Source organism: Trichocoleus desertorum ATA4-8-CV12 (genome assembly GCA_019358975.1).
Classification (GTDB): domain Bacteria; phylum Cyanobacteriota; class Cyanobacteriia; order FACHB-46; family FACHB-46; genus Trichocoleus; species Trichocoleus desertorum_A.
The window spans coordinates 189,269-215,764 of the sequence record JAHHIL010000004.1; the positions used below are offsets into that span (position 1 = coordinate 189,269).

Here is a 26,496-nt window from a genome sequence, read left to right on the forward strand (position 1 = left end):
TGACCAAAACCTCCAGAAGCTGCGTCAGACCAATACTTTGCTTGCAAGGTGGAGGCAGCGGCTGTTGAAACAGGAAGCCCGTGCTGTATTGCTTGCAATCAGCGTCGGGTACTTCACGAGCCAGAATTTAGGAGCTGAGAGAAATTCTAGATTCTGGCTTTTAGCTCTTTTTTAAGGTTAATCCTGTCACTCTTGAGCCGAGGCTAAAGCAGCATAGCTGGCTAGCTCATGTAATTGAGAGTTATCAAGTTGGTGGCGTTAGGCGATCGCTTTGGCGGGTACTCCGACTGCTATTGAACAATAGCGCGATAGTCCCCATCCCTCTTTAGGGTGGGGAAGGATAGCACGGCAATGGAGCGTAGCGGAGTTGCCAATTAAGGCTTAGGCTTCCAGCTACGAATGATTTGTCGAATCACGTCATTAATTGATTGCTCCGTTTTGTCTGCATGTTCCACAATCTTTGCCAACTCTTCATCCGAAAGCCTCAGAGAAAATCTTTTCATAGCGTCGTTTTAGCGTTATAATGACACTATATTAACACGCTGCATTACATTTCGCCTGTATCCAAAACCTGCTCAAGCAGCCCAGCTTTTTGAGTGGAGACGGCTGCATGCGTATTTGTATAACAGTGCGTTGGCAGACCGCAAACACAGCTATCAGCAGCGCGGTGAATCAGTTGATTACTTTGATCAACAGAACCGTCTACCTGCCTTTAAGGAAGTTTGGACAGAGTACAAAGAGTTAGGCTCTCACGCTCTGCAAGCCACCTTAAAGCGGGTCGATTTCGCGTTTCAGCGCTGCTTCAAAGGGTTGGGCGGCTATCCCCGGTTTCAGTCCATTCGTAAATATTCGGGGTGGACGTATCCCTGTAAAGCAGGCTGGAAAGCTCATACAACGGGTGATAACGGGTATCTGGAGTTGTCCAACTTGGGACAGGTTCAGATGCGCGGCAAGGCTCGAACTTGGGGGACACCTTCAACCTGCACCATCGTCTACAAGCATGGCAACTGGTTTGCTTCCATCACTGTGAAGTGTGAACCAGTCAGGACATCAGGCGAGGGTGCAGTCGGGATTGATTTTGGTTGCTTGACTGCTGCTGCCCTGAGTGATGGCACGATGGTTGAAAACCCTCGGTTTCTCGCCCAGACCTAGAGCCAGATTCGCAAAGCATCCAAACAAAAACGACGCAAGAGAGCGCCCAACTTCAAGCGCAAGGTTAAGGCTTCAAAGCGCTGGAAAAAGGCATCTACCAAGGTTGCCGCCCTTCAGCGCCGAGCCGCAAATCAACGTCAAGATTGGGTACACAAACAGGCAGCAGAGATCGTGAGCCGTAATTGCCTCGTTGCCACCGAAAAGCTCAATCTCAAAGGGATGACCGCCAAAGCTAAGCAGAACAAGCGCACCCGCCAAAAGTCGGGGCTAAACCGCTCGATTCTAGACGTGGGCATGGGACTCTTGCGCAAGGCTTTGGAATCCAAGCTCATCGAAGCGGGTGGAGTGTTTGTGGAGGTGCCGACTCAAAAGGTGAAGCCCTCTCAAACCTGCCCGGATTGCGGTCATCAGGCAAAGAAGGACTTGTCACAGCGCGTTCATCACTGCTCTCAATGTGGATGCAGTGAGGATAGAGATATCGCGGCTGCAAAAGTCATGCTCAATTGGGCATTGGGGTTAGGAACTAGCCTCACAAACGCTGATCAGCAAAGCTCTACTTCAAAACCTCGTCAAACGGGATCTCTGAAGCAACTGGCTGAAACGAAGCGTCAGAAACCCGCCGCTCTGTAGCGGCGCGGTAGTTCATTAAATCTAAGGTGGAGTCTCATTCACTTCAGCCATCACATTGAAGTTAGCCATAGGCGCAAACAAATAAGTACTGCCTCGACTGCTATGGCGGCTTCGTTGTAACCAGTTATCTACAGCTATGGTCATGAGAAGAAACATAGCGAACAGAGGTAAGGTGAAGCAGAGAATGCTCTGAATCTGAAGAGATCAGCTTCTCGCAATCTTACTTAGATTAGATCTACGGCTCATCCTAACCAAGCCCGTCAGATGAAATCAAGCTTTATCAAGTTTGCGTAAATCAACTGAGGCACTGAGCCACCGTAAAACTAGGCTTTATCAAGTTTGCGTAAATAAACGGTGGGCATAGCTACCGAGACTCATTGAGGCGACGTTGCCACTCGGCGTCAATATCGTCCGATCGCTCAACTTCTTGTTCTAAGAGATCGGTTTCAGTGGTGTAAACCAAATCCTCTTGAGTGACCACAGTTTCTGCTGCAAACTGCTTAGCATAATCCAGCTTGCGCTGTAGATCTGGGTCAGCTTGATTTAGCTTCATGGCTCGTTGCCGACGATTTTGATTGCGAACCGCTAGTTTGCTGTTGCGCCACTGAATCCAGAAATAGCGCACCAAGGGAATGGCTAGAAAGGCCGTACCGTACCCTAGTAATAACCAGTAGATCGACTGGACAAAAGCAACTAAACCCCCTAACTCTGCGGCTACCGTACCATCGGCCAGCAAGCTACCGAGTACCAAGGCACCCACTAGATTGAGTCCACCGAGACCTGTTGCCAGAATAATCTGCCCCGCGCCAGCAGCACTAAAGCGCCAAGGAGTTTCTTCTAAATAGGCCGAAACAGAGCGAGGCCGATGCTGAGCCACAGTGGTTTGCAACTCTGGGAAGTGATAGACAATGCCACCTTCAGGGCTGACTTCGGGGCGACCATTGAAGCGGGAGAGGACAGGTATCATATAGTCTTCGTACTCGTAGCCATACCCTTTCCCTACATTATCTAAGTAGGGGGCAATCTGTTCAGCTACTACTGCTCCCCGATGGTTGCGAATCACAGTGCCGATCGCCTGCCAGCGTCGTTCTTCTAAATCAGCGTTGGGGTTGCCATCGCCAAATAAGAACGAAAAGATGGCTTCTAAAAAATTGAGCTGGTTGGGTTCGCTATTACGAGAACGGCGACGACGGCGTTCGTAAGGGCGATCGTAATAGTTGGGGTAAAAGATCCAGAAGAAATCGGGGGTAACCCAAAAATTGGGTAGAAAGATGCCGCCCCCACCTCCGGAGTCGTTGTCATTGTCTCGGCTGGAATTCATCGTTGCTACGATCAAGGCGATCGCGACAATAATCAAAGCAATCGAAACCAGCAACAGAATGCCAAAGGAAATACGGATGAGGTAGAACAGTACCCGCCAAACCCGATTCCACCATTCCTGCAAGCGCAGCCGCAAGAATTTGTTGCGTAAGACATTGCGAAAGTTCTTGGGAAAGAGATAAACAACCTCGCCGGATTCAGCGACTTGCAAATGCCCGCCAGCATCGGATGCTAGGGCCAAAAGTCCCTGTTGGGCGAGGTTAATATCTAGCCCAGCCTGAGCCGCAACATCCCCAACAGTAACGCGGTAATCTAGTTTTTCTACCGCTTGCATAAGCGTGGGATTTGGCACCATCCGCTTCCTTCCCCTGCAAAACCATAATCGTGACTACCTCCAGTATAGGCATCAGGAGTTGTAGTGCTTGACATATGTGCTTGACATAGGCAGTTGCGTTGCTATCTTCATTCCCCTTCTCTCAGTGTGTCAGTGTGAAAGAAAGGGAATGACACTCTTGCTCTCCTCTGGCAGTTTTAGCAGACGGACTGGTAGGGAGAGCAAAGAGCCAGAACTTAAAGCCTGAAACCTATTGGCAGCGATCGGCAGTGGATTTTAGCGCTGAGCCTAGATTAGCTGCAAACGTGATTGTCTGGACAAACGGAGAGGAGCCAGAGCAAGTCATGCGCGTTTTATTGGTACGGCGCGGAGAAAACCAGGAGTTTACTTTGACGACAAGGCTGCTACCTGTCCAAGATAAGCCTGTGACGGCCACAGAATTGCTAGCCCCACTGGTTAGTTGAGCTGAGAGAAAAGTAGCATTGGCGATCGTCCCTGTAGAAGGGTTGATGCGGGCCAATACAGCTATTTTGGAGCCGCCTCCTTGACCATAGGTGGGCAACCAACTATTGGTAGCAAAACGCCGGAAGTCTTGACTGGCTAAACCTTGAGTCCCTGTGGAGCTAAAGACGCCATACAGGACACTGCCACCATCCCAAATCAGCCCATACCCGGTACCGTCATCATTGGTGACTTCATAATCTGTTTTGCACCAAGTGCGCTGACCATTATCAAAACGGACTAAGCGGGGGTTTTTGTTCAGAGATGAAACTTGTTGATAACCGATATAGATACTAGTGGTGCCGAAGGTGACAGAGGGACCACCCTTGGCTTTGATTGTGGCCTGACTGTCACTACAGGTAAAAGCGACTGCTCTGCCAACCGAAGCAATTGGAGCAGCTTGTGCAGGTTTTGCGGTTAATTCTGCCCAACTGAGGCTGCTACCCACTCCTAAAAGCGTTGTCAGACCTAAAGCAGTGAGCTTGGTCTTAATGGAACTGGTTTGCTGTGATGGTGCCGAAGCGTTGCGATCGCTACTGCGTAACTGATGAGGTTGCTTTGCAGACAGGTTGATTTGTCGTTGCTCAAGCAACGCAGACAGAAAACGCTGATTCATAGGATATTTCTCCAGCAAAAACTTTGTCAGAAATTTCGTTTCACCGCTTCTACAGGGGTTCTGGCTACCGATAAGCCAACCTGGAAATTCAAACTGTGTAGAAACGAGGCAGAGCGCACCAATGAACCTTGACGTGAACCTTGGACGTGAACCTTGGACGAGTGCAATCTAACTCAGAGGTAGAAGCAGGGAGGACAGAAAATTTACTGAATCTTCAAAATCTTTTACACAAACTTTAATTTATTTGGAGAATTTTACTGGTATCGCTTAACTTTGTTTGAAAAGTACCCTGGTGATTTCTAACCAGCCTGAAAAGTAGAAAGAAGAAAGTTGACTCAGAGTTATATGCAAAAATTTTCGTCTATGGCGATCGCGGTTGGGCTGATATTAATTCCCCTCAAAGCTCCAGCCTCTCTGACATCGGCTACTGCCCAGTCAACTTCCTCCGGGGATGGAGACACGCCACTCTGCTACATGCAAACTACGAGCCGAGGTTTGGTGGATTTGAGCTATCTATGTCAGCAACAACTCACGCCTCCGCCTCCTAGCAACCCCCAAGTTGTGGTGCTAGATGTGCAGCGCAGTGGCGATCGCGTGCTCGGTCAAGTCCGTAATGACACGGGTAAGCCAGTCAGATTTGCCATTGTGAACTATGCGGTTGCCTCCAGTGCCACACCTGCCATAGAAGCCAGTTTTACTTACGTGACACCAGAATCTCTTCAACCTGGACAAATAGGTAGTTTTACAGGCACCGTTTCCCAACCCGGCACAGTGACAGTCACGTCCGTGGATTGGGAAGCGGAACCTAACAGCTAAATAGGTCGTTACAAACTCAAGCCCCTTAAAGGTTTTTGTGCTGTTCCTGCCTCTAGCCCCTTACTTTGAATCAGGACATTAAAGTTGCCCAATCCCATCGGGCTTGCTAGGGCATGTAATGCTTCTCGCCGACTCAGCAAAGTTTGTAAAGACTGTCCTGGTTGGCTGAGATCGGTCTGAGACAGGGCGGCAATGCGATCGCCTAGACCGAGTGCCATCAAAAATAAGCCTTGCTGGATCAGCCCGACTGTTTGTAAACCACAGCGATCGGCTTGGCGTTCTAGAGCGGTAAAATCCACATGGGCCGTAATGTCTTGATAACCCACATATAGATAAGGATTGTTGTGATAACGATGTTGGTAGTAGCACTGCAATGTGCCCTCCGCTCGCACTGGGCTATAGTAGCGCGTGGCTGGATAACCATAGTCGATGGTGAGGAGATATCCACGCTGCAAGCGATCGGCGACTGTTTTTAACCAATCCAAAGCCGCTAAATTGACTTCAGTCCTATATCCTTCAGGATAATTGCCGGATAACAAAGGGATACCCACCCACTCGAAATATTCTTTTAGTTCAGGCGTTGAGAGTTCTCCAAATCGTTCAGCAAACTGAATTGTGCCCATCCTATCGATAGAAGATGAGCTAGAAGTTAGGGTGACATAAACTTCTTGCAGCTCTCCCTCGGTGAGCACTACTTGATGGGTAGGAAAAGCATCGACCAACTCATTAGAAAAGCAGCAACCCACAATAGAATCAACCGGGATCTCCTCCCAAGTACACCAACGAATAGGGCTAGAGTCTGCTAGGGGCTTGTGCGATCGCAGCCGTTGCTGTTGTTGTAGCCGCAGTGTAGGAGACCGTTCTACAATCAGATATTCTATAACTTCAAAGAAATCAGGATATTGCTGTTGGAGATATTGCAAAATATCTGTGGCTAAAATCCCCTGACCTGCTCCCATCTCTAGTAGCGTAAAAGGAGAAGGTTGCCTTAGCGATCGCCACATATCTACGAATTGCTCCGCCAGCAGTTCGCCAAAGTCAGAACCTAAATGCGGCGAGGTGAAAAAATCTCCTTGGGCTCCAATCGTTACAGCCCTAGTGGAGTAGTAACCTTGTTGCGGATGGTAGAGAGCTAAATCCATGTAGTCCGCGAAAGTAATCCGCTGATCGGGACTGTTGGCAATTTTCTGGGCAATCACGTTGCAGAGTGCCGAGTTACTACCATCCGGGTAGCGTTGCTGAGCTGTCATAGTTTCGATTGTAATTTTTTTGCTCTTAAGCTTGACTGTGATTTAGCGCGCCGGATTTTATACTTAAACAGCAAAACTACCATTGTCACCAACAGGATTGCCATAATGACATTGGAAGCAGGGCCAAGATACTGTCTGACTAAGTAGTAGCGATCGCCTAAGACATATCCTGCACTCGCTAGCAAAGATCCCCAAACGAGGGCTCCGCAGCCCACATAAAACAGAAACAACAGCACAGGCATACCGCTGATGCCAGCAGGCACAGAAATAACTGTCCGAACTCCTGGCACGAGCCGACTCATTACAAGCGCTCTGCCTCCATACTGCTTAAACCAAGACTTAGACTTCTCAATATCTTCTACCGATACTTTGATCCAACCCCCCGATTGACGGGCTAATTTCTGTAGTCCTGGCTCCCCTAGATACTTACCTGCAAAGTACCAAGGTAATACACCCATTAAAACCCCGAAGACCCCTGCTAACACCGCATACACCAAATTCAGTTGACCCTGGGCTGCCATAAAACCCGCTAACGGCATGATGACCTCCGAAGGCAGAGGCGCGATCAATGTCAGTAGTATGATTCCGAGGTAGCTCAATGATTCCATGTCGGGGTTGCCTTGCTAGCCTTCCATTCATTCTCTACGATCGCGCCGCAATTAGCCTTTGTCAAATTAGCAACAGTATACTGACTTAACCAAACATATTTTGGTAGGGCATTTCTAATGAAAGACTACGGACCACCGCTACTTCCGCCTTTTCAATGTTTTATGGGGCAGTGGGAAGGGCTATGTAAAACCTTTGACCTAGAAGGAAATTTTCTAGAAGCGTCAGCAGTTCATGCTGATATTTATTGGATTGAACCGGAGGTCTGGCAATTCAATGAACACTTTGACAACTTGTACGGCTACGGTGCAATCACGTTCAATTGCCCAATCAGAGTCACCGGAAAAACTTGCTATGGTGAGGACGTGCAACTCAAAATTCGGGGTACAGAACTAACGCCCTATAACTATATCTTTCAAGTTCAAAGCACCGTTTCTCAGGCCACTATCTTCAACAACCATTATTTTCAAGATCCCAATCAGCGCCGCATCATCACCCACAAGCTCCAAAATGGAGAAAGCCACATTTTTCAGATTCAAGATTTTGTCAGAGTTAAATAGTGGGCGATCGCGAGAAGCGTTAAGCCAAAGTTGTGTTGAGGTATACCTCCGGACAGACTGGGAAGCGATGGCAGGGCTGTTACGCTAAGCCTGTCGCTAAGTGCTCAGGTCGTTTCTACATGACAGGACTCTGGCTAGGATTTCTGGGGCTAGCAATTATTAGCCTGACTGTTTTTGATGTGCTTTCCACCACATTGAGCATTAGTGGAGGGGGTAGCCCGATAACCACTAGTATGGTATCCCTACGGTCAGCGATCAGGTCTTTAATCTTGCAGTCCAAGATTTGGCAAAACGACGCCAGTTGCTCCTCACCTTGGTTTGTCATGATGGTTGGTGCTGGGATGATGTGACTGCTTCGGAAGCGGTTCCTTATGTGCGTAACCCTAAAGTTTCCCCGCAAGGATGGTAGTGGCAGTGGGCTTAATCGATACCACAAGTTACCAAAACTCTCCCTAGAAACCCCACCTTCCGGAAGACAGAGGATAAGGGCGATCGCTGCTAGTTTAGAACCAATCCAACAAGGGTAAGTGGGAGGCAGAGCAATGAGAGGGCGCAAGTCAGTAGAACGAGCCAGCGATCAAGCAGGACGAACCGCGAGGCAGGTTGCGTCTCAACCGTGGGTGGAGCCTCTAGCCCGATTCGGGTATACCGCTAAAGGGATTGTCTATGGCTTAGTGGGTCTCCTAGCCGCTCAAGCTGCTTTTGGTTCAGGTGGCAAAACCACAGATTCGCAAGGAGCGCTGCAAACGATACTAGAACAGCCTTTCGGGCAGGTTTTGCTAGGTTTGATAGCGATCGGTTTGTTGGGTTATGTGCTTTGGAGCTTAGTCCAAGCGGTAATGGATACTGAAAATAAGGGCACAGATGCTAAAGGAATTGCCCAGCGTCTCGGTTATGTCGGGACGGCGATCGTCTACTCAGGGCTGGCGCTGACGGCGGCTAAGTTGGCACTGGGTTCTGGGGGCAGTGGAGGAGGGAATGCTTCTCAAGATTGGACGGCTCGCCTCTTGGCTCAACCCTTTGGTCAATGGCTGGTAGGCACAATTGGAGCCTTGACTATTGGCTTTGGTTTCTATCACTTCTATGAAGCCTATACTGCCAAGTTCCGTCGTAAATTAAAGCTCAACGAAATGAGTACGCCTGAGAAAACCTGGGCGACTCGGATGGGTAGGTTTGGTCTAGCGGCCAGAGGCGTTGTATTTAGCGTCATTGGCTTTTTCCTAATTCAGGCGGCTCGGTCTTCTAATGCCAGTGAGGTGCGCGGGCTGGGAGGTGCTCTGGCGGCTTTAGCGAGTCAACCTTATGGCCCTTGGCTGTTGGGTTTAGTGGCACTGGGGTTGGTAGCCTATGGTATTTACAATTTTGTCCAAGCTCGCTATCGCCAGATGGTCATCCATTAGCTTCTCCCTTTAAGATCAGAATTGCTCTCTAAATTCCATCTGACGCATGCTGCCACGCGAAGATCTATTAAAAGGCATTGAAAATCGAGACGCGATCGCCCGTGTCATTGACCAAGCAGACCAAGCGATCAAAACTTGGGAAGTAGTCTGTAGCGATTTTCTTGCGCCTCCTGAACTCGCTGACATGCAGCAAGCTTTTGGTCGGCTGACCGAAGTACAGGTGTTAGCGTGGGGCGGCTACCCACAAGCCGAACGACAACGAGTGGCGATCGCGCGGTCTGAACTACCGCTCGAAGCGAGTCAGGTAGAAATAGCAGCCCTTGATATTGCAGGCAACTTTTTGTTTGACCCTGCCACCCACCGTGACTTCCTCGGAGCGCTTTTAGGGACAGGCATTGTCCGAGAAAAAGTGGGCGACATTATTGTTTTGGGTGAGCGCGGAGCGCAGGCGATTGTAGTGCCTGACCTGGTAGAGTTTCTAGAACTCCAACTTAATCAAGTGCGATCGGTGCCCGTAAAAACTCGGCGAATTGAACTGAGCGAACTCAAAATCCGAGAACCCAAGAAAAAAGAACTGACGACCGTAGAAGCTTCACTGCGTCTAGATGCGATCGCCTCGGCGGGTTTTGGTATGTCTCGCAGCAAAATGGTGGACTTGATTGATGGGGGAGATGTCCGGGTGAACTGGAAGGAGATCGTTTCTGCTAGCCATCAACTCAAACCAGGAGATTTAGTGGCAATCCGAGGCAAAGGTCGCTTAGAAGTGGGTGAAGTCGCTGTGACAAAAAAAGATCGCTATCGCGTTCAACTGACTCGATTCGTGTAAACGGAGGTGCGATCGCTCAGCTCAATTTAGCGCTACATTCCAAAATTAACCGTTGGTTTTCTACAGAATAGGGCTGAATTTCTAAAGCGCGACGAAAGGCGAGAATGGCCTCTCGGTATTCGCCCAGCGCCACATGGCACAGCCCAATTCCATGTAGTGCGCCAAAGTGAATTGGGTTGAGCTGCACCGCTTGCTGGCAGTCAGCTAGAGACTTACGATACTTAGCCTGGATATAATACAGCACTGCTCGTCGATTCCATGCTTCGGCAAAGTCAGGTAGATCTTGAATTAGCTGGGTGAGCACCGCTTCTGCCTGGAGTTTTTCTCCGCGTTCTAACAACATCTGTGCCTGTCGAATGCGTTCCAGGCCCAAAACGCCTTTCTGTTCAAACCAGCGTCGCCACAATTCTTGGGTAGCATGATTACGCACCTCTGGGTCTGCGTGTTTGAGGTCTGTAAGTAGCCGCTCAGTTGATTGATTATCCATGCACTATGACTCTACCGCAAGAATCAGCAAATCTCCTCTCCTATTGTGGCCTCAATTAAAGGCTAATTGTAAAGTTTTGCAAAATTCAAAATAAGTTCTTGGCTAGAGCCTGAGAAGCACATAGGCGATCGCTTCTCGAAATATCGATGTCGTTACAACGGCTGGATCTTGGCTCTATGGCTCAAAAACATTTCAAACAATTGATCTATTGGTTCGTGGGAGAGCGGGCTGGACGCGTACTAACAGCTACCTGGTCTTGGCTGTGGGGCTTACCTGTGGAGTCAGGCGGCAAGATTGCGGTGGAAGTGGCTCAGGAATCTTTGCAAACCATGCAAAAGTCAGTCGCTCAACTCACCCAATCAGTTGCAACTCTAATGGCTGCTTACCAGCAGGCTAAGAGTATGTACGAAAGTAGACAGAAAGAATTTCAACAAGCTGAACAACAAGCAATTTTGGCACAGCAACAAGGCAATGCGGAAGCCGCCCGGATGGCGATGACGAAGGCCATTTTGCTCGATCGATCGCTACCTTCCTTAGCGGAAAAATTTGCTAGAGCGGAGACAGTGGTACGGGGTGCTAAGGACAAACTCGACCGAGAACGCCAGAAGCTGGAAACTTACAAGCTGGAAATGCAAAATCTCAAAGATTTGGCGGAGTTGAATGAAGCGCTGGCTGTGATCGATCAGGCTAATACTGAACTTGAAATTGGCTCCGCGCGATCGCAATTTGCTACGGCTCAAACCTCTGTAGAGCGCCGACATCTCCAGATGACTGCACAGGCAGAACTCTCAGATAACCCAGCGGAGAAACTAACCGCAGATTTAGCTCAAATGACCCTCGACGATGAAATTGCCCAACGACTGCAACGACTAACCGCTTCATCCTCTCGTTCAGCCACTTCATTAGATGCCTAAAGGAACTCCTACAATGACTTCAACTCAAAAAAGAACTTCTATTTCTGTGCGTTCCAAAGCCAGCGTTCCGCCTATTGTGCTGTTGTTACTGGGTGTAGGGCTAGTGACAGGTATCTCTTGGCTCAAGGGTAATATCTTTCCTCAATCATCCAAGTCGCTGGATACTGGTTCCCTGCAAGATCGCATCAGTCTAGGTGATAACCTCTTGGTTGAGGCGGATGCTACACCAGAGAAACGTGCAGGCATTGCTGCTTTTGCGAAGGGAGATTTTGAAGGTGCGATCGCTCAATTTGAGGCTTCTTTGCAAAAGCGCCAAAATGACCCGGAGACGCTGATCTATTGGAATAATGCTCGCTCTGGGAAGTCAGCGTTGCGAATTGCAGTCAGTGTGCCGATTGGTAGCAACCTGAATGTGGCTCAGGAGATGTTGCGGGGGGTGGCTCAAGCCCAAGATGAGGTAAATCAAAACGGCGGTATCAACGGTGTGCCGTTACAGGTGGAGATTGTCAATGATGAGAATGATCCAGAGATTGTGAAACAGGTAGCGACAGAGTTGGTGAAAGACCAGCGTATCCTGGCTGTAGTAGGGCATAACGCCAGCAATGCTTCTTTGGTTGCGGCTCCCATTTATCAACAGGGACAGTTGGTGATGGTGACTCCGACTAGCTTTGCTAATAATCTCTCTGGGTTCGGCAGTTATATTTTTCGTGCCACTCCCACGATTCGGTTAATGGCGGAACCTCTAGCTGAGCATGTAGTTGCCACTGCTCGCAAAACCAATATCGCCATGTGCTATGACTCTCAGGCTCCAGACAATGTCTCGTTTAAGGATGAGTTTGTGGCAGCGCTGGTGGCTAAGGGGGGTAAGCTAGTGCCGACGGTTTGTGATTTTTCTAACCCTACTTTTAACCCCGCAACTGCGATCGCCCAAGCGGTGAGTAGTGGAGCAGATGGGCTGTTAATTTCTCCTCACATTGATCGACTCGATCGCGCCATTGATCTCGCTAGAGCCAATCAAGGGAGGTTAGCTTTGTTTGGTAGCCCCACTTTGTACACCATCAAAACGCCGCAGTCTGGGCAAGCAGATGTGAATGGCTTAGTTCTACCTGTACCTTGGCATCCTACCGCTTTTAGCAATCACCCCTTTGCGACTAGTGCCAAGCAGCGTTGGGGAGGAGCAGTCAATTGGCGGACGGCAATGGCTTATGATGCCAGTCGTGCCATTGTCAAAGGCTTAAGCCAAGATAACACTCGGAGTGGCTTACAGAATGTTTTGCGGAGTCCAAGCTTTTCGGCCTCTGGAGCAGGCGATCCGGTGAAGTTTCTGCCATCAGGCGATCGCTTAGGTCAAGCGGTTCTGGTGCAAGTCCAACCCAGTGCCTCCAGCTATGATTTTGTCCCCATTCGCCCGTAAATGCTGTTCTTACTGAAGTGGTAGGAGATTGAAATTTTGCCCTTTGATTACTCAAGTAGGTTGTGGGATTGTGAAGATGAAAGCTTCTTTAGAGACCGAGAGCTAAAGCCACTTCGCCAACAGGGTCCACACTGCGTTGTGACAGCATTAGCAATTCTGACTAACTCCACACCAGAAGACTTCCAGGGGAGCATCAACACTCAAAATCCGGTTTCTTGGTCTAAAGCATTACGTCTTTGGAACATGAAGCTAGCCTACTGTCCCATTGATCTCAGACGAGTTGCTTTCTACGTGCCAGAGTTAGTAAAGCTGGATGATCTGTTTACCATCAGTTACTACCTGACAAGAGATAGCGGCAACATTTTGGCAGATCCTAATCAGCAGGGGTGGGTTTGTAGTTCTCATGTTGTAGTGTTACATCGTAGCCATATTCTTGATCCAGCATCCGGAACGAGTATAGATGCTTTGGCACATCATCTGAACAATTGTCATACGAAGCGGATTTTTAGAGTTGTTCCTGATAACCATCCGCGCGGATTATAGCTTCATGCCCAAACGAGGGATCTAACATCTCTATCGACACCACCCTACATGACTCATCCCATCCTTGACTCTACTAGCCGCATGGATGAAATCGATCAACAATTGCGCCAACTGGTGATGGCTGCTTGTCGTCAGCCGCGAGGGAGCCTGGAGCGCCAACGGGCCTTGAATCAACTAATTTGGCAGATTCAGCGCTCTGGCAAATTACTTCGAGGCGTGGGTGTTCCCGATTATGAGGATGCGCTCCAACAAACTTGGCTCTACTGTTGCCGCAATCTCTGTGAAGCCCTGACTGGCAATGCCTACGATCCAGAGCTAGCCAGTGTGATTACTTGGTTAAATGCCTATCTCAAGCGACGGTTGAGCGATCGCCAACGGGAAGTGTTTCAACAACAGGCAGAACGCGCCTTTGGTCAGGTTGCGGAAACAGGAGAACTGCTCAATCCGATCGACAACCTACCTGCCCCTGCCAATCCACCCCCGATCCTGGAAGAGATTCGGGAATGGGTGGAGCGCGAAGGCAAACAACTGCGGCGGATTCATGTGCGCGATCGCCCCGATATCAATTGCCAAGTGCTGATTCTGCGTCGCTTACCGCCGGAAACCTCTTGGGAAACCCTATCTCAGGAGTTTGGTGTGGCGATCGCCACTTTGAGCAATTTTTACCAACGAGAATGTTTTCCGCGCCTCCTCAAGTTTGGACAAACGCAAGGATATTTAGATTCATAGATTGGCTCAGCATCGTTTCGATTGCCGCATTCAACCTCCTTACTCATGATTGACTCAACCCAAGACCTCACAATTACGCTGCCAATTCCTGCCTCTGCTCGCCAGGTGGCGCAACGGTTTGCTCAAGCCCAACCCAACTCAGAGAAAGCGGCTCAAGTTTATCGCAATACGTTGGCTGTGCTGGTGATGCGAGATTATTTACAAATGCTCGATATCCCGACGAATCTGGAGGCGAGCTATAGCTGGAACCCGATCGCTCGTCTCTGTGCAGATGTAGCTGATTTAGAAGTCACGGGAGTGGGGCGTTTAGAATGCTGTTCTATCCAAACTGGCGATCGCAGTTGCTCCATGCCGCCGGAGGTATGGCAAGACCGCATTGGCTATGTGGTAGTGCAATTGGATGAAACTTGCCGAGCTGGCACCCTACTGGGATTTGTCCCCAGCGTGGCTACTACCATGCTACCGCTGACACAACTGCAATCTTTAGACGCTTTACTCCTGCGCTTGCATCACCCTGATCCTGCCGTTGTGCAACTGGGTCAATGGTTCAATCAGATTTTTGAACCCCAATGGCAGGCGATCGCGGCTTGGCTAGAGAACCGAGATACCAGTTATGCAATGGCTTTTCGAGCTAGACAGGTAAAAGGCATGATCATCGATACGCCGGAAGCGGTGAAACGCTTGGTTGAGCAGTTATACGCTAATCAGGCTGAGCAGGAAACAGAACATTCCACTCAAGGTGCTGCTAATTTGGGTGTTATTCCTGCCTTGACCCAACTGCTGCAAACCACGCAAGACGAAGAAATCCGTTGGACTGCGGCTGAACTGCTGTGGACGCTTGATCCTGATCACCCCGCCGCCGGAGTCAGACGCATCACAGACTTAGGCATTCACTTGGCAGGCCATGCGATCGCATTAATGGTAGCAATCTTGCCCAAGCCAGAACAAAAAGTGGCAGTACTCTTGCGGGTTTACCCAATGGCAGGTCAAGCTTATTTACCACCCGAATTGCAATTGGTTGGTTTAGATGCTGGAGGACAGGCGTTTTTGACCACCCAAGCTAGACGTAAAGATGATTACATTCAGTTGAAGTTTACCGCTGACCTAGGAGAACGATTTAGTGTGAGAATTGCTCTAGAGTCAGCTAGCATTGTGGAAAATTTTGTGGTTTAGCCTTGTTTCGCGGGCGATCGTAAGACGGAAAAAAGATTGTGAGCAAGTTGGTCGTCTTCAAGTTTGGTGAGGGTAGTTTTGCACAGGGGTTTCCTGTGATGCTGCAAATTGGCGAAGAGGGCCAGCCGTCCGCGATCGAGGTCAGAGGAAGGTTTCCAGCCGCTCCAGATATCCCTCGGCTATATCAGCATTGGCAAAAGGTTTACTATCGGCTAGGTGGTATGCGGATTGAAGTTCCTCCTGCCCAAGTGACTAATGTTTCCACCGTGACTGAGTGCGACCAAGCCGCTCAGAAACTGCGAGCCAGCTTAATCCACTGGTGGAGTCAAGCCAGCGTGCGGGATTTGCGCGAACAGGTTCAAGAAGAGGTGCAGCGCCATGAAACAGCACGGGTGATTGTGCAGACGCAAGATCTCCTTTTACGCAAACTCCCTTGGCATCTCTGGGCTTTGTTTGAGCGTCGTCCTGGGGCTGAAATGGCTCTCTGCGCTGATTATGCTCCTGCTTCTCCACCGCTCAAAAGCCCAGTCAAAATTTTGGCGGTACTGGGTAACAGTGAAGGCATTGATGTTCAGGCCGATCGCGCAGTCCTAGAGCAGTTGCCAGGAGCCAGGGTGACTTTGCTAGAGAAACCTCGTCGCCAGCAGCTCACTGAACAGTTGTGGAGTCAGCCGTGGGATATCCTGTTTTTTGCGGGCCATAGTTCTAGTGAGGAACGTGGACAAATCCAAATTAATGACAGCGAAACGCTCTCCCTAGATCAGCTCCGTTATGCGTTAAAAGCAGCAGTCCGTAACAATCTGAAGCTAGCCATTTTCAACTCTTGCGATGGTTTAGAACTGGCTCGACATCTAGCAGATTTAGGCATTCCGCAGGTCATTGTGATGCGAGAACCTGTACCTGATCCCGTGGCTCAGGCATTCTTGCGCTATTTTTTGCAAGCTTTTGCCCAAGGTCAGTCGTTATATTTGTCGGTGCGTCAAGCGAGAGAACAGCTACAAGGGATGGAAGGAGACTTTCCCTGTGCTTCTTGGTTGCCTGTCCTCTGCCAAAATCCAGTGGAGTCTCCTTTGGCATGGCCTGTGGTCAGAAAACCCTATCGTCTTGCCAAAACATTGTTTGGAGGGGCGATCGCGGCTCTCTGTACCGGAATGTTGCAGCCGACTCCCCCCTTGCCAACACCTTGGGCCAACCGCATCAGCTTAGGCGACAAAATTTTAGTCCGGGCGATCGCCACACCCGCTAAGGAAGCAGGGGTTAAAGCATTTCGCACTCAACAATTTGGCTGGGCCGCGAAGCAGTTTCAAGCCTCTCTGGAGCAACAACATAACGATCCAGAAACCTTAATCTACTTAAATAATGCTCGCATCGCTAACCAAGTAGCAGTCAGAATTGTGGTTAGCGTGCCGATTGGTAGCAACCTGAATGTCGCTCAAGAGATTCTTCGGGGCGTGGCTCAAGCTCAAGATGAGATCAATCATCGAGGTGGAATTCGGGGGCAACTTCTACAAGTGGCGATCGCAGATGATGAGAACCAACCAGAGATCGCTCGCCAAATTGCCACAGCGCTAGTCAAGGATACACAGACCCTAGCCGTGGTGGGGCATAACGCCAGTGATGCTTCTGTGGCTGCTGCTCCCATTTATGACCAGGGAGAGTTGGTGATGCTCTCTCCTACGAGTTTCTCGGACAAGCTCTCTTCTAGCGGCAAATATATTTTTCGCATGGTGCCGAGCATTCGGTTCATTGCTGATGCCCTGGCTCGCTATGCGATTAAAACCGACTATAAAGCCAAGATTGCCATCTGTTCTGATACGGCTGCGGTAGACAATGAATCTTTTCGCAATCAATTCACAGCGGCGGTTTTTGACGATGGCGGACAGTTTATCAATGTGCCTTGCGACTTCTCTGCCCCAGATTTCGATGCGGAAACCGCGATCGCGACCATTATTAGTAGTGGCGCTGACAGCATCCTCTTGGCTCCCCATGTCGATCGCATTAATAAAGCCGTGGAGATGGCACGAGCTAACCAAGGGCGTTTAACCTTAATCGGCAGTCCCACGTTGTATACGGCTCAAACGTTGCAAGCGGGGCAAAGCACAGTCAGTGGCTTAGTGTTGCCTGTACCTTGGCATCCTGGATTTTTAGTCAAAAACGCTTTTCTCCGCGAAGCTCAACAGCTGTGGGGTGGCTCGGTGAACTGGCGTACCGCTATGTCCTATGATGCGACCCAAACTGTGTTTATGGGATTGCAACAACAACCTACTCGCAAAGGTTTGAGAGATACCCTCAGAAGCCCAGATTTTTTGGTTGAGGGAGCCAGTGGCAAGATTCAATTCTTACCTTCTGGAGAACGCAGAATTGTGCCAGGAATCGGTGTACTTGTGAAAGTCCAACCCAGCGCCAAAGCTCCTCTTCGGTATGAGTTTGCCCTTCTCAAGCCATAAATCGGGTCTTAGTTTCTGCCTGGGAGGAACCTGCGATCGCAATCGCCTCGAATTTCCTTGGCGTTAGATGAAGCTGACTGGCGGGGACAGGGCAGTTATCAGGTTAGTCACTTATCATTAAGTAAGGTAAAGCGTATCTCAAAAAGTAGAGTTAAAACTCATGGTGTTATTTGGATTTGGCAAAAAGTTGAGCCTACCTACGCCAGCAGAAGCCTTGCCAGGACGGGCAGAACCCATGTCGGTCCCGGAAAAGCACTTTGTTAATGGCAACCCCTTGCAGCCTCCTTACCCTGCTGGGCTAGAGGTGGCTATGTTTGGCATGGGATGCTTCTGGGGCGCAGAACGGAAGTTTTGGCAGTTACCGGGTGTGTTCACAACTGCTGTGGGCTATGCTGCTGGCGTGACCCCAAACCCCACTTACCAAGAAGTTTGCTCTGGTATGACTGGGCACAATGAAGTGGTGCAAGTGGTGTTTGATCCCAAGCAAATCAGCTATGAGGCTTTGCTGAAAGTGTTTTGGGAGAACCACAACCCCACCCAAGGCATGCGTCAAGGCAATGATTCTGGAACTCAGTATCGCTCTGGGATCTATGTGTATTCGGAGCAGCAACGTAAACTGGCGGAAACTTCGCGGGATGCTTACCAACCAGGCTTAATCAAAGCAGGTTATGGAACTATCACGACGGAGATTATTGAGGCTCCAGAGTTATACTACGCAGAAAGCTACCATCAACAATACTTAGCGAAGAACCCCAACGGTTACTGCGGCTTGGGTGGGACTAATGTTTGCTTGCCAGACGTGATTCAAGCTTAAGGCAAAGTTTGAGAGTTCTACGCAGTTTTGCGATCGCTGGCAGCACCAACCCTGCCAGCTTTGTTATTTTACACACTCAATTTATTGGTGCGATCGCTCCTTCTTCTAGGGATCTCTGGAGGCAGGTGCCCCCAGAAGTTTAGTACTATTCCCAACCCAGAGGCGGTTCAATTAGAGTTTGGTCAGATTTGCCAACCGTTGCTCCTGGCTTATCCACAATTTTGACTGTGGTTGCCTGTGGCCCTTCCTCTCCATCTTCCACAAAGAAACGCACACCTGTGCCAATTTCCAGGCGATCGAAATCGTTGTGCAGGACGCTATTACGGTGGAAGTAGATATCTTGACCATCCAAAGTTTTGATAAAGCCGTATCCTTCCTCACGAAAGATTTTGTTAACCAAGGCAGTCGTCTCATATGCTTCTTGGTTTTGAGCCTTATCACTTTCGTGCTGACGTTTGGTGAGTTTTCTTAGCTGGCGACGAGCCGCACTGAAAGCATCCCGAATGACCGTATCGAGTTCAACGTATTGCGTTTCCTCTCCAGGGTTAGAGTCGGCGATTAACTCATGACCAGGAGGTACGGTCATATCAATTCGGACCCGGTAGGGAGAACCGCTGCGGGGGTGATCGTGAACTTTTTCCACAGCAATCTGGCAGCTACTGATGTGGTCGCAAACTTCTTCTAACTTGGCAACTTTTTCATGAATGAGAGTATCAATCGCGGCTGTTTTCTCAACATTACGATAGGTCACTTCTAAAGGAACTTTCATATTTGTCTCTCCAATGATTAGGCATTCTGGGTTGGAGCAGAAACTAAAGCCCTCCTAAATCGGGGAGGACTCTGATGCCTGCTACAACTAGAAATGCTCAGAAATTAAGCTTGACCTCAGGTGACCGACATCGCTTCCACAGCAGCCTGGGTGTAGCGAATAAAGTTAACTGGGTCAAACTTTGTAAAATCAGGGCTGAAGCTAGATTTGAAACACTACTTCCGATCATGCTATGCGGCGATCGCAGCAACGGATTCTATCGCAATACAGAAATCAAAATTCAGTGGTGTCTCTAAGGACTTAGGCAGCTTGGCTGAGGTTTTTGCGGGGCCGAGTGCTAGGGGGAACCGCCTCAAGTTCCAACGGGCGATCGCATTTTCTCCAATTCACCCGCTTTCAGTTCTACTTACAGCAAGGTCAAGCTTTGTTGTTCTAGCCAGTCAAAGATTTGATCCAGTTGGCTTAAAGTCACCAACCCATACTGCCAAAGCATCATTGGTAAGAGGTTAGGAAATTCTGAGTGTTGCCAAGCTAGCATGACAGCAGCGGCTGGAATCGCCAAGTCCTCTTGCAAAAACCGGATGAATGATTGATTTCTAGCTTCCATCGTCCTCACCCTGTGGTTGGTTTGCCGTTACGTCTCTGCCGACAATTCGTTTACAACTTGTACTCGATGTTGTTTCAAAGCATGAAGTAAACGGTCAATTGTGCATTGCTCCTCTTCGCTCATCTCGTCGCTTAGAAGGGCTGCCAGGATGCCATAGCGATCGGCTAAGGTGATCTTGCCAGAGCTGCTGACCTGAGCAAATAGTTCGGAGAGAGCAGAGGGCAAGATGTTAACAGGAGGCATCGTGACGTTCAGGAACTCGCTACTGTTAATATCCAATTTTTCGCAGCAAATTCCAGTGATAGACCAAGCTCAGCCTTGTGATAGTTGGGGCGTGATCAGGTGACGAGCATCACGCGATCGCCTAGCCTCTAGCAGCCCAACTCCTCAAAGCCACTTGTAAATAAAAAGCTTGACTCGGATTATTCTCCTAGAAACCAGTATCTCAACCATGATGGAATGAACGAGCTACGGCTATACTGCCGCTCCATCAAAGAGTCAAAAACAGTTTGGTTAAGGTAGCAATAGTTCGAAGAATAGGAAGACCAAGGATTAGCATCCTCAAACATTACAATTGCGGGTAGATGTCCTGGTGGGGCTGTTAGAGAATATTTGAGGTCAGTGTAGTATAGTCGGCCATTTTCAAAAGACTAGTCAACACAATCAATAAAGGCAGCATAAGCACGCTCATTTTTCCAGGAACTTTCTTTTGGCGGGTAAGTGTTTAAAACTTTTTTCCAAATACGCTGCTGCACGCTAAAACCAAAGCGTCCTTTACTGTATTTGACCCATAGCTTATTGATTATTTTGAGGTCTCCTGGAGGAATTTCTTCTACTTTAAGCCTATAGGTCTGATATGGCATTAGACTCTGAATGAATCGTGTTGTCTCCTCATCAGCTTCCTTCCATTGTCCAGCTTCAAGGAGATCATGCAGTATTTTATACTTGCCTTCTACAACAAAAATAGAATCATTACCTGGATTTATAGTGTTTTCAGGAACCTCATCAGCAAGCTGAACGAGTTTTTCAGAAATTTCTTCTACATCGGTAGTAGAGTGACCTAACGATTTCTTCCATCTAAAAAGCTTTTTTCGAAATTTAGAGTTTTTATAACATTCAGTTTTTAGCTCTTGAACAACCCGCTCCTTAGCTTCTTCTTTAGAATAGTCTTGTGTTCGGAGTTGATTCAAAATCTCTTGAATTTGAGCAGTGAAGTGGGATAAATCCTGACCTATATATATTTGATTTCCTTGGATTTTAATATAATCACCCTGAACATAATCACCCTCAATAAACTCGTTATAGATCCCACCACTCATGTTGATATTTTTGTTATAGTTACTGCCACCCTTTGCAAAAGAAAGTATTTGTCTGATTAGCCGCTGATTCATCCAACTTGAAAAATACAAATAACATCCAATTAAAAATATAGGAATACCTATAAAAAATCGAAGTGATGGTATTTTCCAAGTAATTATGAAGCCGATCGAAACAAAAAATAAACCTGACAGGCAATACTGCCAGTCCTTCGGGATTCTAGAGATAATCTGTATTATTGAAACAGTTTTTTTCTCCTGCATTGAGGTTGCTCTTACTGCTTCACTAGAGAGGAAGATTTAATAAATTTAGAACGATTTTGATTACCTCAACAGCAGCTTGCCCTATAAGTCCATTTGCAGCACCATCTCGCACATACTGGCCTAATCTAACCAATTTCTGCTTGATATTAGGTTGGTTTTTGGCCTGATTAGCTAGCTCAGCAGCAACAATTTTCTGCGCTTCATCTAGACTATATTTCCTCTCAGCTTGAATTTGAGTAAGGCGATGTTGAATTTGAGAAATGAGTTGCGATAAGTCTTGACTGATATTTATGTAGTTGCCTTGGATATTAATAGAGTCTCCTTGTACGTAGCCTCCCTGGACAGATTCGTTATAGTTTCCGCTACCCATATTGATGATGCGATCGCCACTCATACACAAATCCGTTTAGTGTTTTTAGGATCTTAAATCTCTTTTACCTAAATGGGTATGGCGATATTTATTACAACACTAAAAATTTAAAGATAAGCTCCTTGTTGTCTTAAGGAGCCGCGACTAGTTACCGTCTCCTCTTAAGAAGTAACGCAATCGCCACTGACCCCGCGATCGCACAAAGCTAACTCGGTAGTCTCTCGGTTCGTGGTAGACATACTCGCTTGCCACCCAACCACGACGACCATTAGGGAGTACCACGGGTGTCCACCCATCAGGAGAGTTAACCAGTTGCTCTTTGCTACGCTCTGGCAAGTTGTTGTAGGTATTCTGGTCAAAGTTCAAAAGCGTATCGGACACCTTGGTAATAACAGTGCCACCTGTTCCAGGTTCAGTACGAACGTTGACATTGCGGCCAATGATGGCAACACTACCATTCCAGCCAAAATTGTAGATGGGTCGTGCTGTCGTTACCGGACAAATCCAAATCTGAGAACCTGGCTCTTGGTAGGTGACGCGTGCCTGTGGATCAACAATACAACCCGTACTGACCGCTTTATCTAGTTGCTGCCAAAACAAAGACTGCGGATTATCAATTTTGTAGGTATCCAGATTTAGACTACCGCCAAAACTCCATTGAGTTTCCGGTGTGACGATCGCCTGGATAAACTCAGCATCTCGACGCGCGATCGCACCCAGCAATCGCCTCCGAAATTGGGAGAATTCGCTGGCATCCGGAGGCGTGGGGCTAGCAGTGGGTGAGGCTTGAGGGGTAGGGGTGGGAACAGATGGGTTACTAGGAGATGGCTTGGGGCTAGCAGAATTTGGATCAAGAGCAACCGGACTCAGTGAGACAAGCGGAGATGGACTAGGCGTGGGAGAAAACACCACAGGTGGTACCGTAGCCGTAGGATCGACGGTGGTAGATTTACGTCCGCCCAAATAGCCAATAGTTGCTAAAGTCGAGCCTAGAATAGCACCTAAGGCGATCGCCACAATCACTAAACCTTGCCGATATCTCATAAGCGGTTTCTAGGTAGAACGAGCTAACAGCAGACCTCCCACCCCAAAGCCAAAAATGTTCGGTAGCCAAGCTGCCATGATGGGAGAGAAAGCTCCTGCTTGGCCCAAAGCTGCGCTGAGAAAGGCCAATGTGTAGTAGACAAAGATAATCAAAATACTGAGGCCGAAACCTGTAGCTCGGTTGGTGCGGCCTGGTTTAGCGCCCAACACAGCACCAATTAAACCGAAGACCACACAAACAAAAGGAAAGGCATATTTGCGCTGGATCTGTACCCTCAGCTTGCGCAGGCTTTGCTCATCCGCACTTTGACTGAGTAAAGAGAGATACTGCTGTGCTTCAGCAATATTCATCTCATTGCTGTCTTTATTCCAGTTGGCTAAGTCGAGTGGGGTGCGAGCGATCGCGAAGGCTTGCTGTTGAAATTCCTGGATGCCGCTATAGGAGCCATCTGGGGCAACTGCATAAATAGTGCCCTCAAAAAAATCCCAAACTTTTTGAGCGGGATTCCAGACAGCAGATTTGGCTGACACAATTTGTTGCAAGTTTTTTTGGCTAAACGTCAGCACCGTGAGGTTGAGCATGCGTTGGCCATCAAATTGTTTGGCGTAAAACAACTGCGATAGAGCTTGCTCTGTTCTGCCATTGGGTTGCTTGAGGTTGCTAAATTGTCGATAGAAGATATCACGCTGCTGAAAGGAGGGCCGATCTTTCTTCAACGTTCGATTCAGTAAAACGGAAGCTTGATAAGTAGTCTGAGGGGCGATCGCTTCATTTAGGGCAAACGTGCAGCCCGTCACGGCTAAGCTCAAAATCAGCGCCGGAACTACCAATCGTCGGACGCTAATCCCACAGCCCCGTAGCGCGATCAACTCGCTATCTGTTGCGAGCCGACCGTAGGCAATTAATGTTGCCAGCAAGGTAGACATGGGTAAGGCATACACGACAAACTCTGGCAATCGCAGAAAAAAGATCTGAATCGCTAAACTCAGCGGCAGATCGTCGCCTGTTACCTTGCGAACCAAATCAAATAAAGTGCCAATCGAAACCGCGATCGCTGAAAATGCCCCTACACCGAACAAAAACGGCATGATCAGTTGACTGCTGATGTAGCGATCCATTAAGGATAGGCCACCCGTCAACCAAGTTAGGGGCCAGAACAGAAATCGGAAGGATTTTGCAACGCTGGTCATAGAAGCCGAAATCCTGGAAAACAGTCAAACCGAGCTGCAACGCTAACGTTGGAAGTTGTCTCCTAGGTAGTACTGCCGCACCAAGGGATTATTGTAGAGTTCTTCGGCATTACCAGACGCTAAAATTTGCCCATCCCGCATAATATAAGCGCGATCGGTAATGGCTAAGGTTTCACGCACGTTGTGGTCTGTAATCAAGATGCCCATTTGGCGATCGCGCAACCGACTCACAATTTCTTGGATTTCCGCCACCGCGATCGGGTCTACGCCCGCAAAAGGTTCATCGAGTAACAAAAATTTGGGGCCTTCTCGTCCTGCTGCCAAGGCTCTGGCGATTTCTGTCCGCCGCCGTTCCCCACCCGAAACCCTCACGCCCAAGGTAGAGGCAACTTTTTCTAAGCGAAACTCTTGCAGCAAATGGTTCAGGCGCGATCGCCACTCTCGACGGGGAATCTTGGTCTGCTCCAGCACCAACAAAATATTGTCTCGGACACTCAAATGCCGAAAAATACTGGGTTCTTGGGCCAGGTAGCCGATCCCCAACCGAGCCCGTGAGTGCATGGGTAAGCTTGTGATTTCACGATCATCCAGCCAGACACGGCCTTGATTGGGCTTTTCTAGCCCGGTGGCGATGTAGAACGTGGTAGTCTTCCCGGCACCATTCGGGCCTAGCAACCCTACGATTTCTCCTTGGGAAACCGAAAGACTGACGCGATTGACGATCGTGCGCTTGCCATAGGATTTGTGAATATTCTCCAGTACAATCTTCAACGATTTTTACTCCCAACCTACCTGCATCACCACCCAATCGGCCTTGATGGTATCAAAGATGAGTGGCCTGAAGTTACTTCTACGGGCTAAGCCCCTAAGATACAGGTTTCGCATTAAAAGGGTGGGTTCGCTAAAGCGGGCGGAGTCGCTGGGGTTCCTGCTGGGTCAGCCACGATATAAATTGACTCCACTTGTTTACTGGCTTGGGGTAAAGCAACAAATCGACCTTCGTCAATCAGGTACGTAATATTCTCGCCCCGCAAGCTGTTACCTTGCTGCAAGACGTATACGTTGCCACTCAAGACAATTCGGCGTTCACGGCTAAAGTATTGAGCCTGAGCCGAAGTTGCCTGGATTTGACGGGCTGGATAAGTAATTTGCACATTGCCACGGGCCGTGACGACACCCGTTTTAGCATTGGCTTCTTGCACATCAGAGCGCAGAGTCAACGCGCGGCCTGGAGCCGTCTGGGCTTCAGCACTTTTAAGCGTGGCTGGTAGGGCGATCGCGGCTAGAGTTGCAGGAACCAGCAAAGCCGCAGCGAGACGACGACTAGTAGAACGGGACAGTTGAGCAAAAGGCAGCATAGGTCGTACAAGTTCAGGAGGGCAAAACAGTAACCGGGTCAGACCTCAGGCTGGACGAGAGGCAAAATCTCTGTAGGTAGTTTACCGAATCCTGGTGCCTAGTTCAGGAAGAAGTGTAGCAACTGAGGTAGAAACCTTGACGATTATTGACCTCTGTAAGTTTCATCTGTGAGTCAGGATGGAGCGACTAAAACAATTTGGGGCCATTGGGGTTGAGGTTGTGTTGCAGAAAGGGCAATCGTTTCCTCACTACCTTGACCTGCTTGTAACTGCTGCCTCAAATTTCCCACATTTTCTGGGCCTAGCTGTTGCACTTGCTGCAACAAGGCTGCACTTTGATCCAGTAAATTTGTCACCTCAATGCCGCCGTAAGTCGGTTGGTAGTCTCGCAGTCGATTCATGCCCTCGCCTAGGAGTATTGCGGCACCACGCCCATTAAGGTTCGACAAATGATAGCAAGCCACCGCAATCTGCAAGATGCCTTGATAGAACCGTCGTAGGGGATCGATTTCCTCTAGCCACAGCGCTTCTAGAGTGTCATGGCAAGCATAAAACTCGCCTTGATTAAACTGTTCCACCGCCTGCCAAAACTCTGGTGGCATGGTTTCACTCATACAAGCCTTCCTGATGCAGCTTCCTCAGCTTAAGGCGATAGGCTGGTTCTGACTACGGCTAGCTCGTCCAGCGAAATTTCTTGCTGCTGCCCCGCAAAGTCATTATCGGGTTGCAGGAATAGCATGCAATGGCATTCTTTGCGCTCTCGCATGGGCACACAGGGGCAATTCCAGAACGTTGCATTGACCTCTGCTTCTTTGTCTTCGTAGTGGCGGCAGGGACAGAGGGGGCAACCTAGTTGATCTTTATGCTTGGCTAGACCCTCAATCACCACAGCCGTTACAGCTAAGTCCACGCAAAAGTAGGTGTTGGTGCGCTTGGCGTAGGTTTCGGCAAAATTTCGCATCGCTTCCAAGTTTTTTTCACTCGCCAGGGTGTTGTTTTCAGATGGGTCCATAGGGCAAGCTCTTCAATACAAGCGTATTCCAGC

At 48.9% G+C, this 26,496-nt stretch carries 28 protein-coding genes and 1 pseudogene; 12 read left to right on the forward strand and 17 right to left on the reverse strand.

Annotated elements, in window-relative coordinates; all coding sequences use genetic code 11:
* Positions 1 to 374: 374 nt before the first annotated feature.
* The gene (locus tag KME12_06555; GenBank protein ID MBW4487435.1) at positions 375 to 503 is read right to left on the reverse strand and encodes a ribbon-helix-helix domain-containing protein; all 129 of its coding nucleotides are present in this window, start codon (positions 501 to 503) and stop codon (positions 375 to 377) included.
* Between the two features lie 28 nt (positions 504 to 531).
* Here KME12_06555 and KME12_06560 point away from each other — a divergent pair.
* Positions 532 to 1,782, forward strand: a pseudogene (locus KME12_06560) (transposase).
* 364 nt (positions 1,783 to 2,146) lie between these two features.
* On the opposite strand, the gene KME12_06565 reads toward KME12_06560, so the two are convergent.
* Positions 2,147 to 3,457, reverse strand: coding sequence for a hypothetical protein (locus KME12_06565; protein MBW4487436.1), 1,311 nt, complete (start codon positions 3,455 to 3,457; stop codon positions 2,147 to 2,149).
* A gap of 229 nt (positions 3,458 to 3,686) precedes the next feature.
* Positions 3,687 to 4,553: a hypothetical protein gene (locus tag KME12_06570; GenBank protein ID MBW4487437.1), complete on the reverse strand. Its 867-nt coding sequence runs from the start codon at positions 4,551 to 4,553 to the stop codon at positions 3,687 to 3,689.
* A gap of 345 nt (positions 4,554 to 4,898) precedes the next feature.
* On the opposite strand from KME12_06570, the gene KME12_06575 reads away from it, so the two are divergent.
* Positions 4,899 to 5,369 carry a hypothetical protein gene (locus tag KME12_06575; GenBank protein MBW4487438.1) on the forward strand — a complete coding sequence of 157 codons (471 nt, stop codon included), beginning with the start codon at positions 4,899 to 4,901 and terminating at the stop codon, positions 5,367 to 5,369.
* Between the two features lie 8 nt (positions 5,370 to 5,377).
* On the opposite strand, the gene KME12_06580 is transcribed toward KME12_06575, so the two are convergent.
* Together KME12_06580 and KME12_06585 are read right to left on the reverse strand one after the other, a co-directional pair.
* Positions 5,378 to 6,511 carry a class I SAM-dependent methyltransferase gene (locus KME12_06580; protein ID MBW4487439.1) on the reverse strand — a complete coding sequence of 378 codons (1,134 nt, stop codon included), beginning with the start codon at positions 6,509 to 6,511 and terminating at the stop codon, positions 5,378 to 5,380.
* A gap of 104 nt (positions 6,512 to 6,615) precedes the next feature.
* On the reverse strand, positions 6,616 to 7,158 hold the full coding sequence (locus KME12_06585; GenBank protein MBW4487440.1) for a DedA family protein: 543 nt from the start codon (positions 7,156 to 7,158) through the stop codon (positions 6,616 to 6,618).
* 186 nt (positions 7,159 to 7,344) lie between these two features.
* On the opposite strand from KME12_06585, the gene KME12_06590 reads away from it, so the two are divergent.
* The 3 genes from KME12_06590 (at position 7,345) to KME12_06600 (ending at position 10,011) form a co-directional block, all read left to right on the forward strand.
* Positions 7,345 to 7,785 (forward strand): hypothetical protein, encoded by a 441-nt coding sequence (locus tag KME12_06590; protein MBW4487441.1) that lies wholly within the window; start codon positions 7,345 to 7,347, stop codon positions 7,783 to 7,785.
* Positions 7,786 to 8,327: 542 nt separating this feature from the next.
* A complete protein-coding gene (locus tag KME12_06595; GenBank protein ID MBW4487442.1) occupies positions 8,328 to 9,185 on the forward strand; it encodes a DUF1206 domain-containing protein in 858 nt (285 codons plus the stop codon).
* A 46-nt stretch (positions 9,186 to 9,231) separates the two neighbouring features.
* A complete protein-coding gene (locus KME12_06600; protein ID MBW4487443.1) occupies positions 9,232 to 10,011 on the forward strand; it encodes a photosystem II S4 domain protein in 780 nt (259 codons plus the stop codon).
* Positions 10,012 to 10,027: 16 nt separating this feature from the next.
* Here the strand turns inward: KME12_06600 and KME12_06605 are convergent, their stop codons facing one another.
* Complete coding sequence (locus KME12_06605; GenBank protein ID MBW4487444.1) at positions 10,028 to 10,498, reverse strand: tetratricopeptide repeat protein; 471 nt, start codon at positions 10,496 to 10,498, stop codon at positions 10,028 to 10,030.
* Positions 10,499 to 10,674: 176 nt separating this feature from the next.
* Between KME12_06605 and KME12_06610 the strand changes: the two genes are divergently transcribed.
* The 7 genes from KME12_06610 (at position 10,675) to msrA (ending at position 18,532) form a co-directional block, all read left to right on the forward strand.
* Positions 10,675 to 11,412, forward strand: coding sequence for a PspA/IM30 family protein (locus tag KME12_06610; GenBank protein MBW4487445.1), 738 nt, complete (start codon positions 10,675 to 10,677; stop codon positions 11,410 to 11,412).
* Between the two features lie 13 nt (positions 11,413 to 11,425).
* Positions 11,426 to 12,826, forward strand: a complete 1,401-nt coding sequence (locus KME12_06615; GenBank protein MBW4487446.1) for an ABC transporter substrate-binding protein — start codon at positions 11,426 to 11,428, stop codon at positions 12,824 to 12,826.
* A 138-nt stretch (positions 12,827 to 12,964) separates the two neighbouring features.
* Positions 12,965 to 13,369, forward strand: a complete 405-nt coding sequence (locus tag KME12_06620; GenBank protein MBW4487447.1) for a hypothetical protein — start codon at positions 12,965 to 12,967, stop codon at positions 13,367 to 13,369.
* 81 nt (positions 13,370 to 13,450) lie between these two features.
* Positions 13,451 to 14,098 (forward strand): sigma-70 family RNA polymerase sigma factor, encoded by a 648-nt coding sequence (locus tag KME12_06625; protein ID MBW4487448.1) that lies wholly within the window; start codon positions 13,451 to 13,453, stop codon positions 14,096 to 14,098.
* 45 nt (positions 14,099 to 14,143) lie between these two features.
* Complete coding sequence (locus tag KME12_06630) at positions 14,144 to 15,271, forward strand: DUF1822 family protein (GenBank protein MBW4487449.1); 1,128 nt, start codon at positions 14,144 to 14,146, stop codon at positions 15,269 to 15,271.
* Between the two features lie 38 nt (positions 15,272 to 15,309).
* A complete protein-coding gene (locus tag KME12_06635) occupies positions 15,310 to 17,718 on the forward strand; it encodes an ABC transporter substrate-binding protein (GenBank protein ID MBW4487450.1) in 2,409 nt (802 codons plus the stop codon).
* 160 nt (positions 17,719 to 17,878) lie between these two features.
* On the forward strand, positions 17,879 to 18,532 hold the full coding sequence (gene msrA / locus KME12_06640) for a peptide-methionine (S)-S-oxide reductase MsrA (protein ID MBW4487451.1): 654 nt from the start codon (positions 17,879 to 17,881) through the stop codon (positions 18,530 to 18,532).
* Between the two features lie 145 nt (positions 18,533 to 18,677).
* Here msrA and KME12_06645 read toward each other — a convergent pair whose 3' ends face one another.
* From KME12_06645 to KME12_06695, 11 genes are all read right to left on the reverse strand, one after another.
* Positions 18,678 to 19,301, reverse strand: coding sequence for a cold shock domain-containing protein (locus KME12_06645; protein MBW4487452.1), 624 nt, complete (start codon positions 19,299 to 19,301; stop codon positions 18,678 to 18,680).
* Between the two features lie 406 nt (positions 19,302 to 19,707).
* Positions 19,708 to 19,908: a DUF2949 domain-containing protein gene (locus tag KME12_06650; GenBank protein MBW4487453.1), complete on the reverse strand. Its 201-nt coding sequence runs from the start codon at positions 19,906 to 19,908 to the stop codon at positions 19,708 to 19,710.
* Positions 19,909 to 19,935: 27 nt separating this feature from the next.
* Positions 19,936 to 20,151, reverse strand: coding sequence for a hypothetical protein (locus KME12_06655; GenBank protein ID MBW4487454.1), 216 nt, complete (start codon positions 20,149 to 20,151; stop codon positions 19,936 to 19,938).
* A gap of 407 nt (positions 20,152 to 20,558) precedes the next feature.
* Entirely contained in the window at positions 20,559 to 21,488 is a 930-nt protein-coding gene (locus KME12_06660) for a GUN4 domain-containing protein (GenBank protein ID MBW4487455.1), read from the reverse strand.
* A 22-nt stretch (positions 21,489 to 21,510) separates the two neighbouring features.
* Positions 21,511 to 21,882, reverse strand: coding sequence for a hypothetical protein (locus KME12_06665; protein MBW4487456.1), 372 nt, complete (start codon positions 21,880 to 21,882; stop codon positions 21,511 to 21,513).
* A gap of 120 nt (positions 21,883 to 22,002) precedes the next feature.
* Positions 22,003 to 22,902, reverse strand: coding sequence for an SH3 domain-containing protein (locus KME12_06670; protein ID MBW4487457.1), 900 nt, complete (start codon positions 22,900 to 22,902; stop codon positions 22,003 to 22,005).
* Positions 22,903 to 22,911: 9 nt separating this feature from the next.
* On the reverse strand, positions 22,912 to 24,021 hold the full coding sequence (locus KME12_06675; GenBank protein MBW4487458.1) for an LptF/LptG family permease: 1,110 nt from the start codon (positions 24,019 to 24,021) through the stop codon (positions 22,912 to 22,914).
* A 114-nt stretch (positions 24,022 to 24,135) separates the two neighbouring features.
* Positions 24,136 to 24,864: an LPS export ABC transporter ATP-binding protein gene (gene lptB / locus KME12_06680; protein ID MBW4487459.1), complete on the reverse strand. Its 729-nt coding sequence runs from the start codon at positions 24,862 to 24,864 to the stop codon at positions 24,136 to 24,138.
* A 113-nt stretch (positions 24,865 to 24,977) separates the two neighbouring features.
* Positions 24,978 to 25,451, reverse strand: a complete 474-nt coding sequence (locus KME12_06685) for a hypothetical protein (protein MBW4487460.1) — start codon at positions 25,449 to 25,451, stop codon at positions 24,978 to 24,980.
* 173 nt (positions 25,452 to 25,624) lie between these two features.
* The gene (locus KME12_06690; GenBank protein ID MBW4487461.1) at positions 25,625 to 26,065 is read right to left on the reverse strand and encodes a DUF309 domain-containing protein; all 441 of its coding nucleotides are present in this window, start codon (positions 26,063 to 26,065) and stop codon (positions 25,625 to 25,627) included.
* Between the two features lie 29 nt (positions 26,066 to 26,094).
* Positions 26,095 to 26,463, reverse strand: coding sequence for a ferredoxin--nitrite reductase (locus tag KME12_06695; protein ID MBW4487462.1), 369 nt, complete (start codon positions 26,461 to 26,463; stop codon positions 26,095 to 26,097).
* Between the last annotated feature and the right edge of the window lie 33 nt (positions 26,464 to 26,496).

Excerpts from the sequence above, each read along its gene's own strand:
- KME12_06555 (MBW4487435.1), bottom strand. The coding sequence starts at position 503 with ATGAAAAGATTTTCTCTGAGGCTTTCGGATGAAGAGTTGGCAAAGATT.
- KME12_06565 (MBW4487436.1), bottom strand. The coding sequence starts at position 3,457 with ATGGTGCCAAATCCCACGCTTATGCAAGCGGTAGAAAAACTAGATTAC.
- KME12_06570 (MBW4487437.1), bottom strand. The coding sequence starts at position 4,553 with ATGAATCAGCGTTTTCTGTCTGCGTTGCTTGAGCAACGACAAATCAAC.
- KME12_06575 (MBW4487438.1), top strand. The coding sequence starts at position 4,899 with ATGCAAAAATTTTCGTCTATGGCGATCGCGGTTGGGCTGATATTAATT.
- KME12_06580 (MBW4487439.1), bottom strand. The coding sequence starts at position 6,511 with ATGGATTTAGCTCTCTACCATCCGCAACAAGGTTACTACTCCACTAGG.
- KME12_06585 (MBW4487440.1), bottom strand. The coding sequence starts at position 7,158 with ATGCCGTTAGCGGGTTTTATGGCAGCCCAGGGTCAACTGAATTTGGTG.
- KME12_06590 (MBW4487441.1), top strand. The coding sequence starts at position 7,345 with ATGAAAGACTACGGACCACCGCTACTTCCGCCTTTTCAATGTTTTATG.
- KME12_06595 (MBW4487442.1), top strand. The coding sequence starts at position 8,328 with ATGAGAGGGCGCAAGTCAGTAGAACGAGCCAGCGATCAAGCAGGACGA.
- KME12_06600 (MBW4487443.1), top strand. The coding sequence starts at position 9,232 with ATGCTGCCACGCGAAGATCTATTAAAAGGCATTGAAAATCGAGACGCG.
- KME12_06605 (MBW4487444.1), bottom strand. The coding sequence starts at position 10,498 with ATGGATAATCAATCAACTGAGCGGCTACTTACAGACCTCAAACACGCA.
- KME12_06610 (MBW4487445.1), top strand. The coding sequence starts at position 10,675 with ATGGCTCAAAAACATTTCAAACAATTGATCTATTGGTTCGTGGGAGAG.
- KME12_06615 (MBW4487446.1), top strand. The coding sequence starts at position 11,426 with ATGACTTCAACTCAAAAAAGAACTTCTATTTCTGTGCGTTCCAAAGCC.
- KME12_06625 (MBW4487448.1), top strand. The coding sequence starts at position 13,451 with ATGGATGAAATCGATCAACAATTGCGCCAACTGGTGATGGCTGCTTGT.
- KME12_06630 (MBW4487449.1), top strand. The coding sequence starts at position 14,144 with ATGATTGACTCAACCCAAGACCTCACAATTACGCTGCCAATTCCTGCC.
- msrA (MBW4487451.1), top strand. The coding sequence starts at position 17,879 with ATGGTGTTATTTGGATTTGGCAAAAAGTTGAGCCTACCTACGCCAGCA.
- KME12_06645 (MBW4487452.1), bottom strand. The coding sequence starts at position 19,301 with ATGAAAGTTCCTTTAGAAGTGACCTATCGTAATGTTGAGAAAACAGCC.
- KME12_06650 (MBW4487453.1), bottom strand. The coding sequence starts at position 19,908 with ATGGAAGCTAGAAATCAATCATTCATCCGGTTTTTGCAAGAGGACTTG.
- KME12_06655 (MBW4487454.1), bottom strand. The coding sequence starts at position 20,151 with ATGCCTCCTGTTAACATCTTGCCCTCTGCTCTCTCCGAACTATTTGCT.
- KME12_06660 (MBW4487455.1), bottom strand. The coding sequence starts at position 21,488 with ATGCAGGAGAAAAAAACTGTTTCAATAATACAGATTATCTCTAGAATC.
- KME12_06665 (MBW4487456.1), bottom strand. The coding sequence starts at position 21,882 with ATGAGTGGCGATCGCATCATCAATATGGGTAGCGGAAACTATAACGAA.
- KME12_06670 (MBW4487457.1), bottom strand. The coding sequence starts at position 22,902 with ATGAGATATCGGCAAGGTTTAGTGATTGTGGCGATCGCCTTAGGTGCT.
- KME12_06675 (MBW4487458.1), bottom strand. The coding sequence starts at position 24,021 with ATGGATCGCTACATCAGCAGTCAACTGATCATGCCGTTTTTGTTCGGT.
- KME12_06685 (MBW4487460.1), bottom strand. The coding sequence starts at position 25,451 with ATGCTGCCTTTTGCTCAACTGTCCCGTTCTACTAGTCGTCGTCTCGCT.
- KME12_06690 (MBW4487461.1), bottom strand. The coding sequence starts at position 26,065 with ATGAGTGAAACCATGCCACCAGAGTTTTGGCAGGCGGTGGAACAGTTT.
- KME12_06695 (MBW4487462.1), bottom strand. The coding sequence starts at position 26,463 with ATGGACCCATCTGAAAACAACACCCTGGCGAGTGAAAAAAACTTGGAA.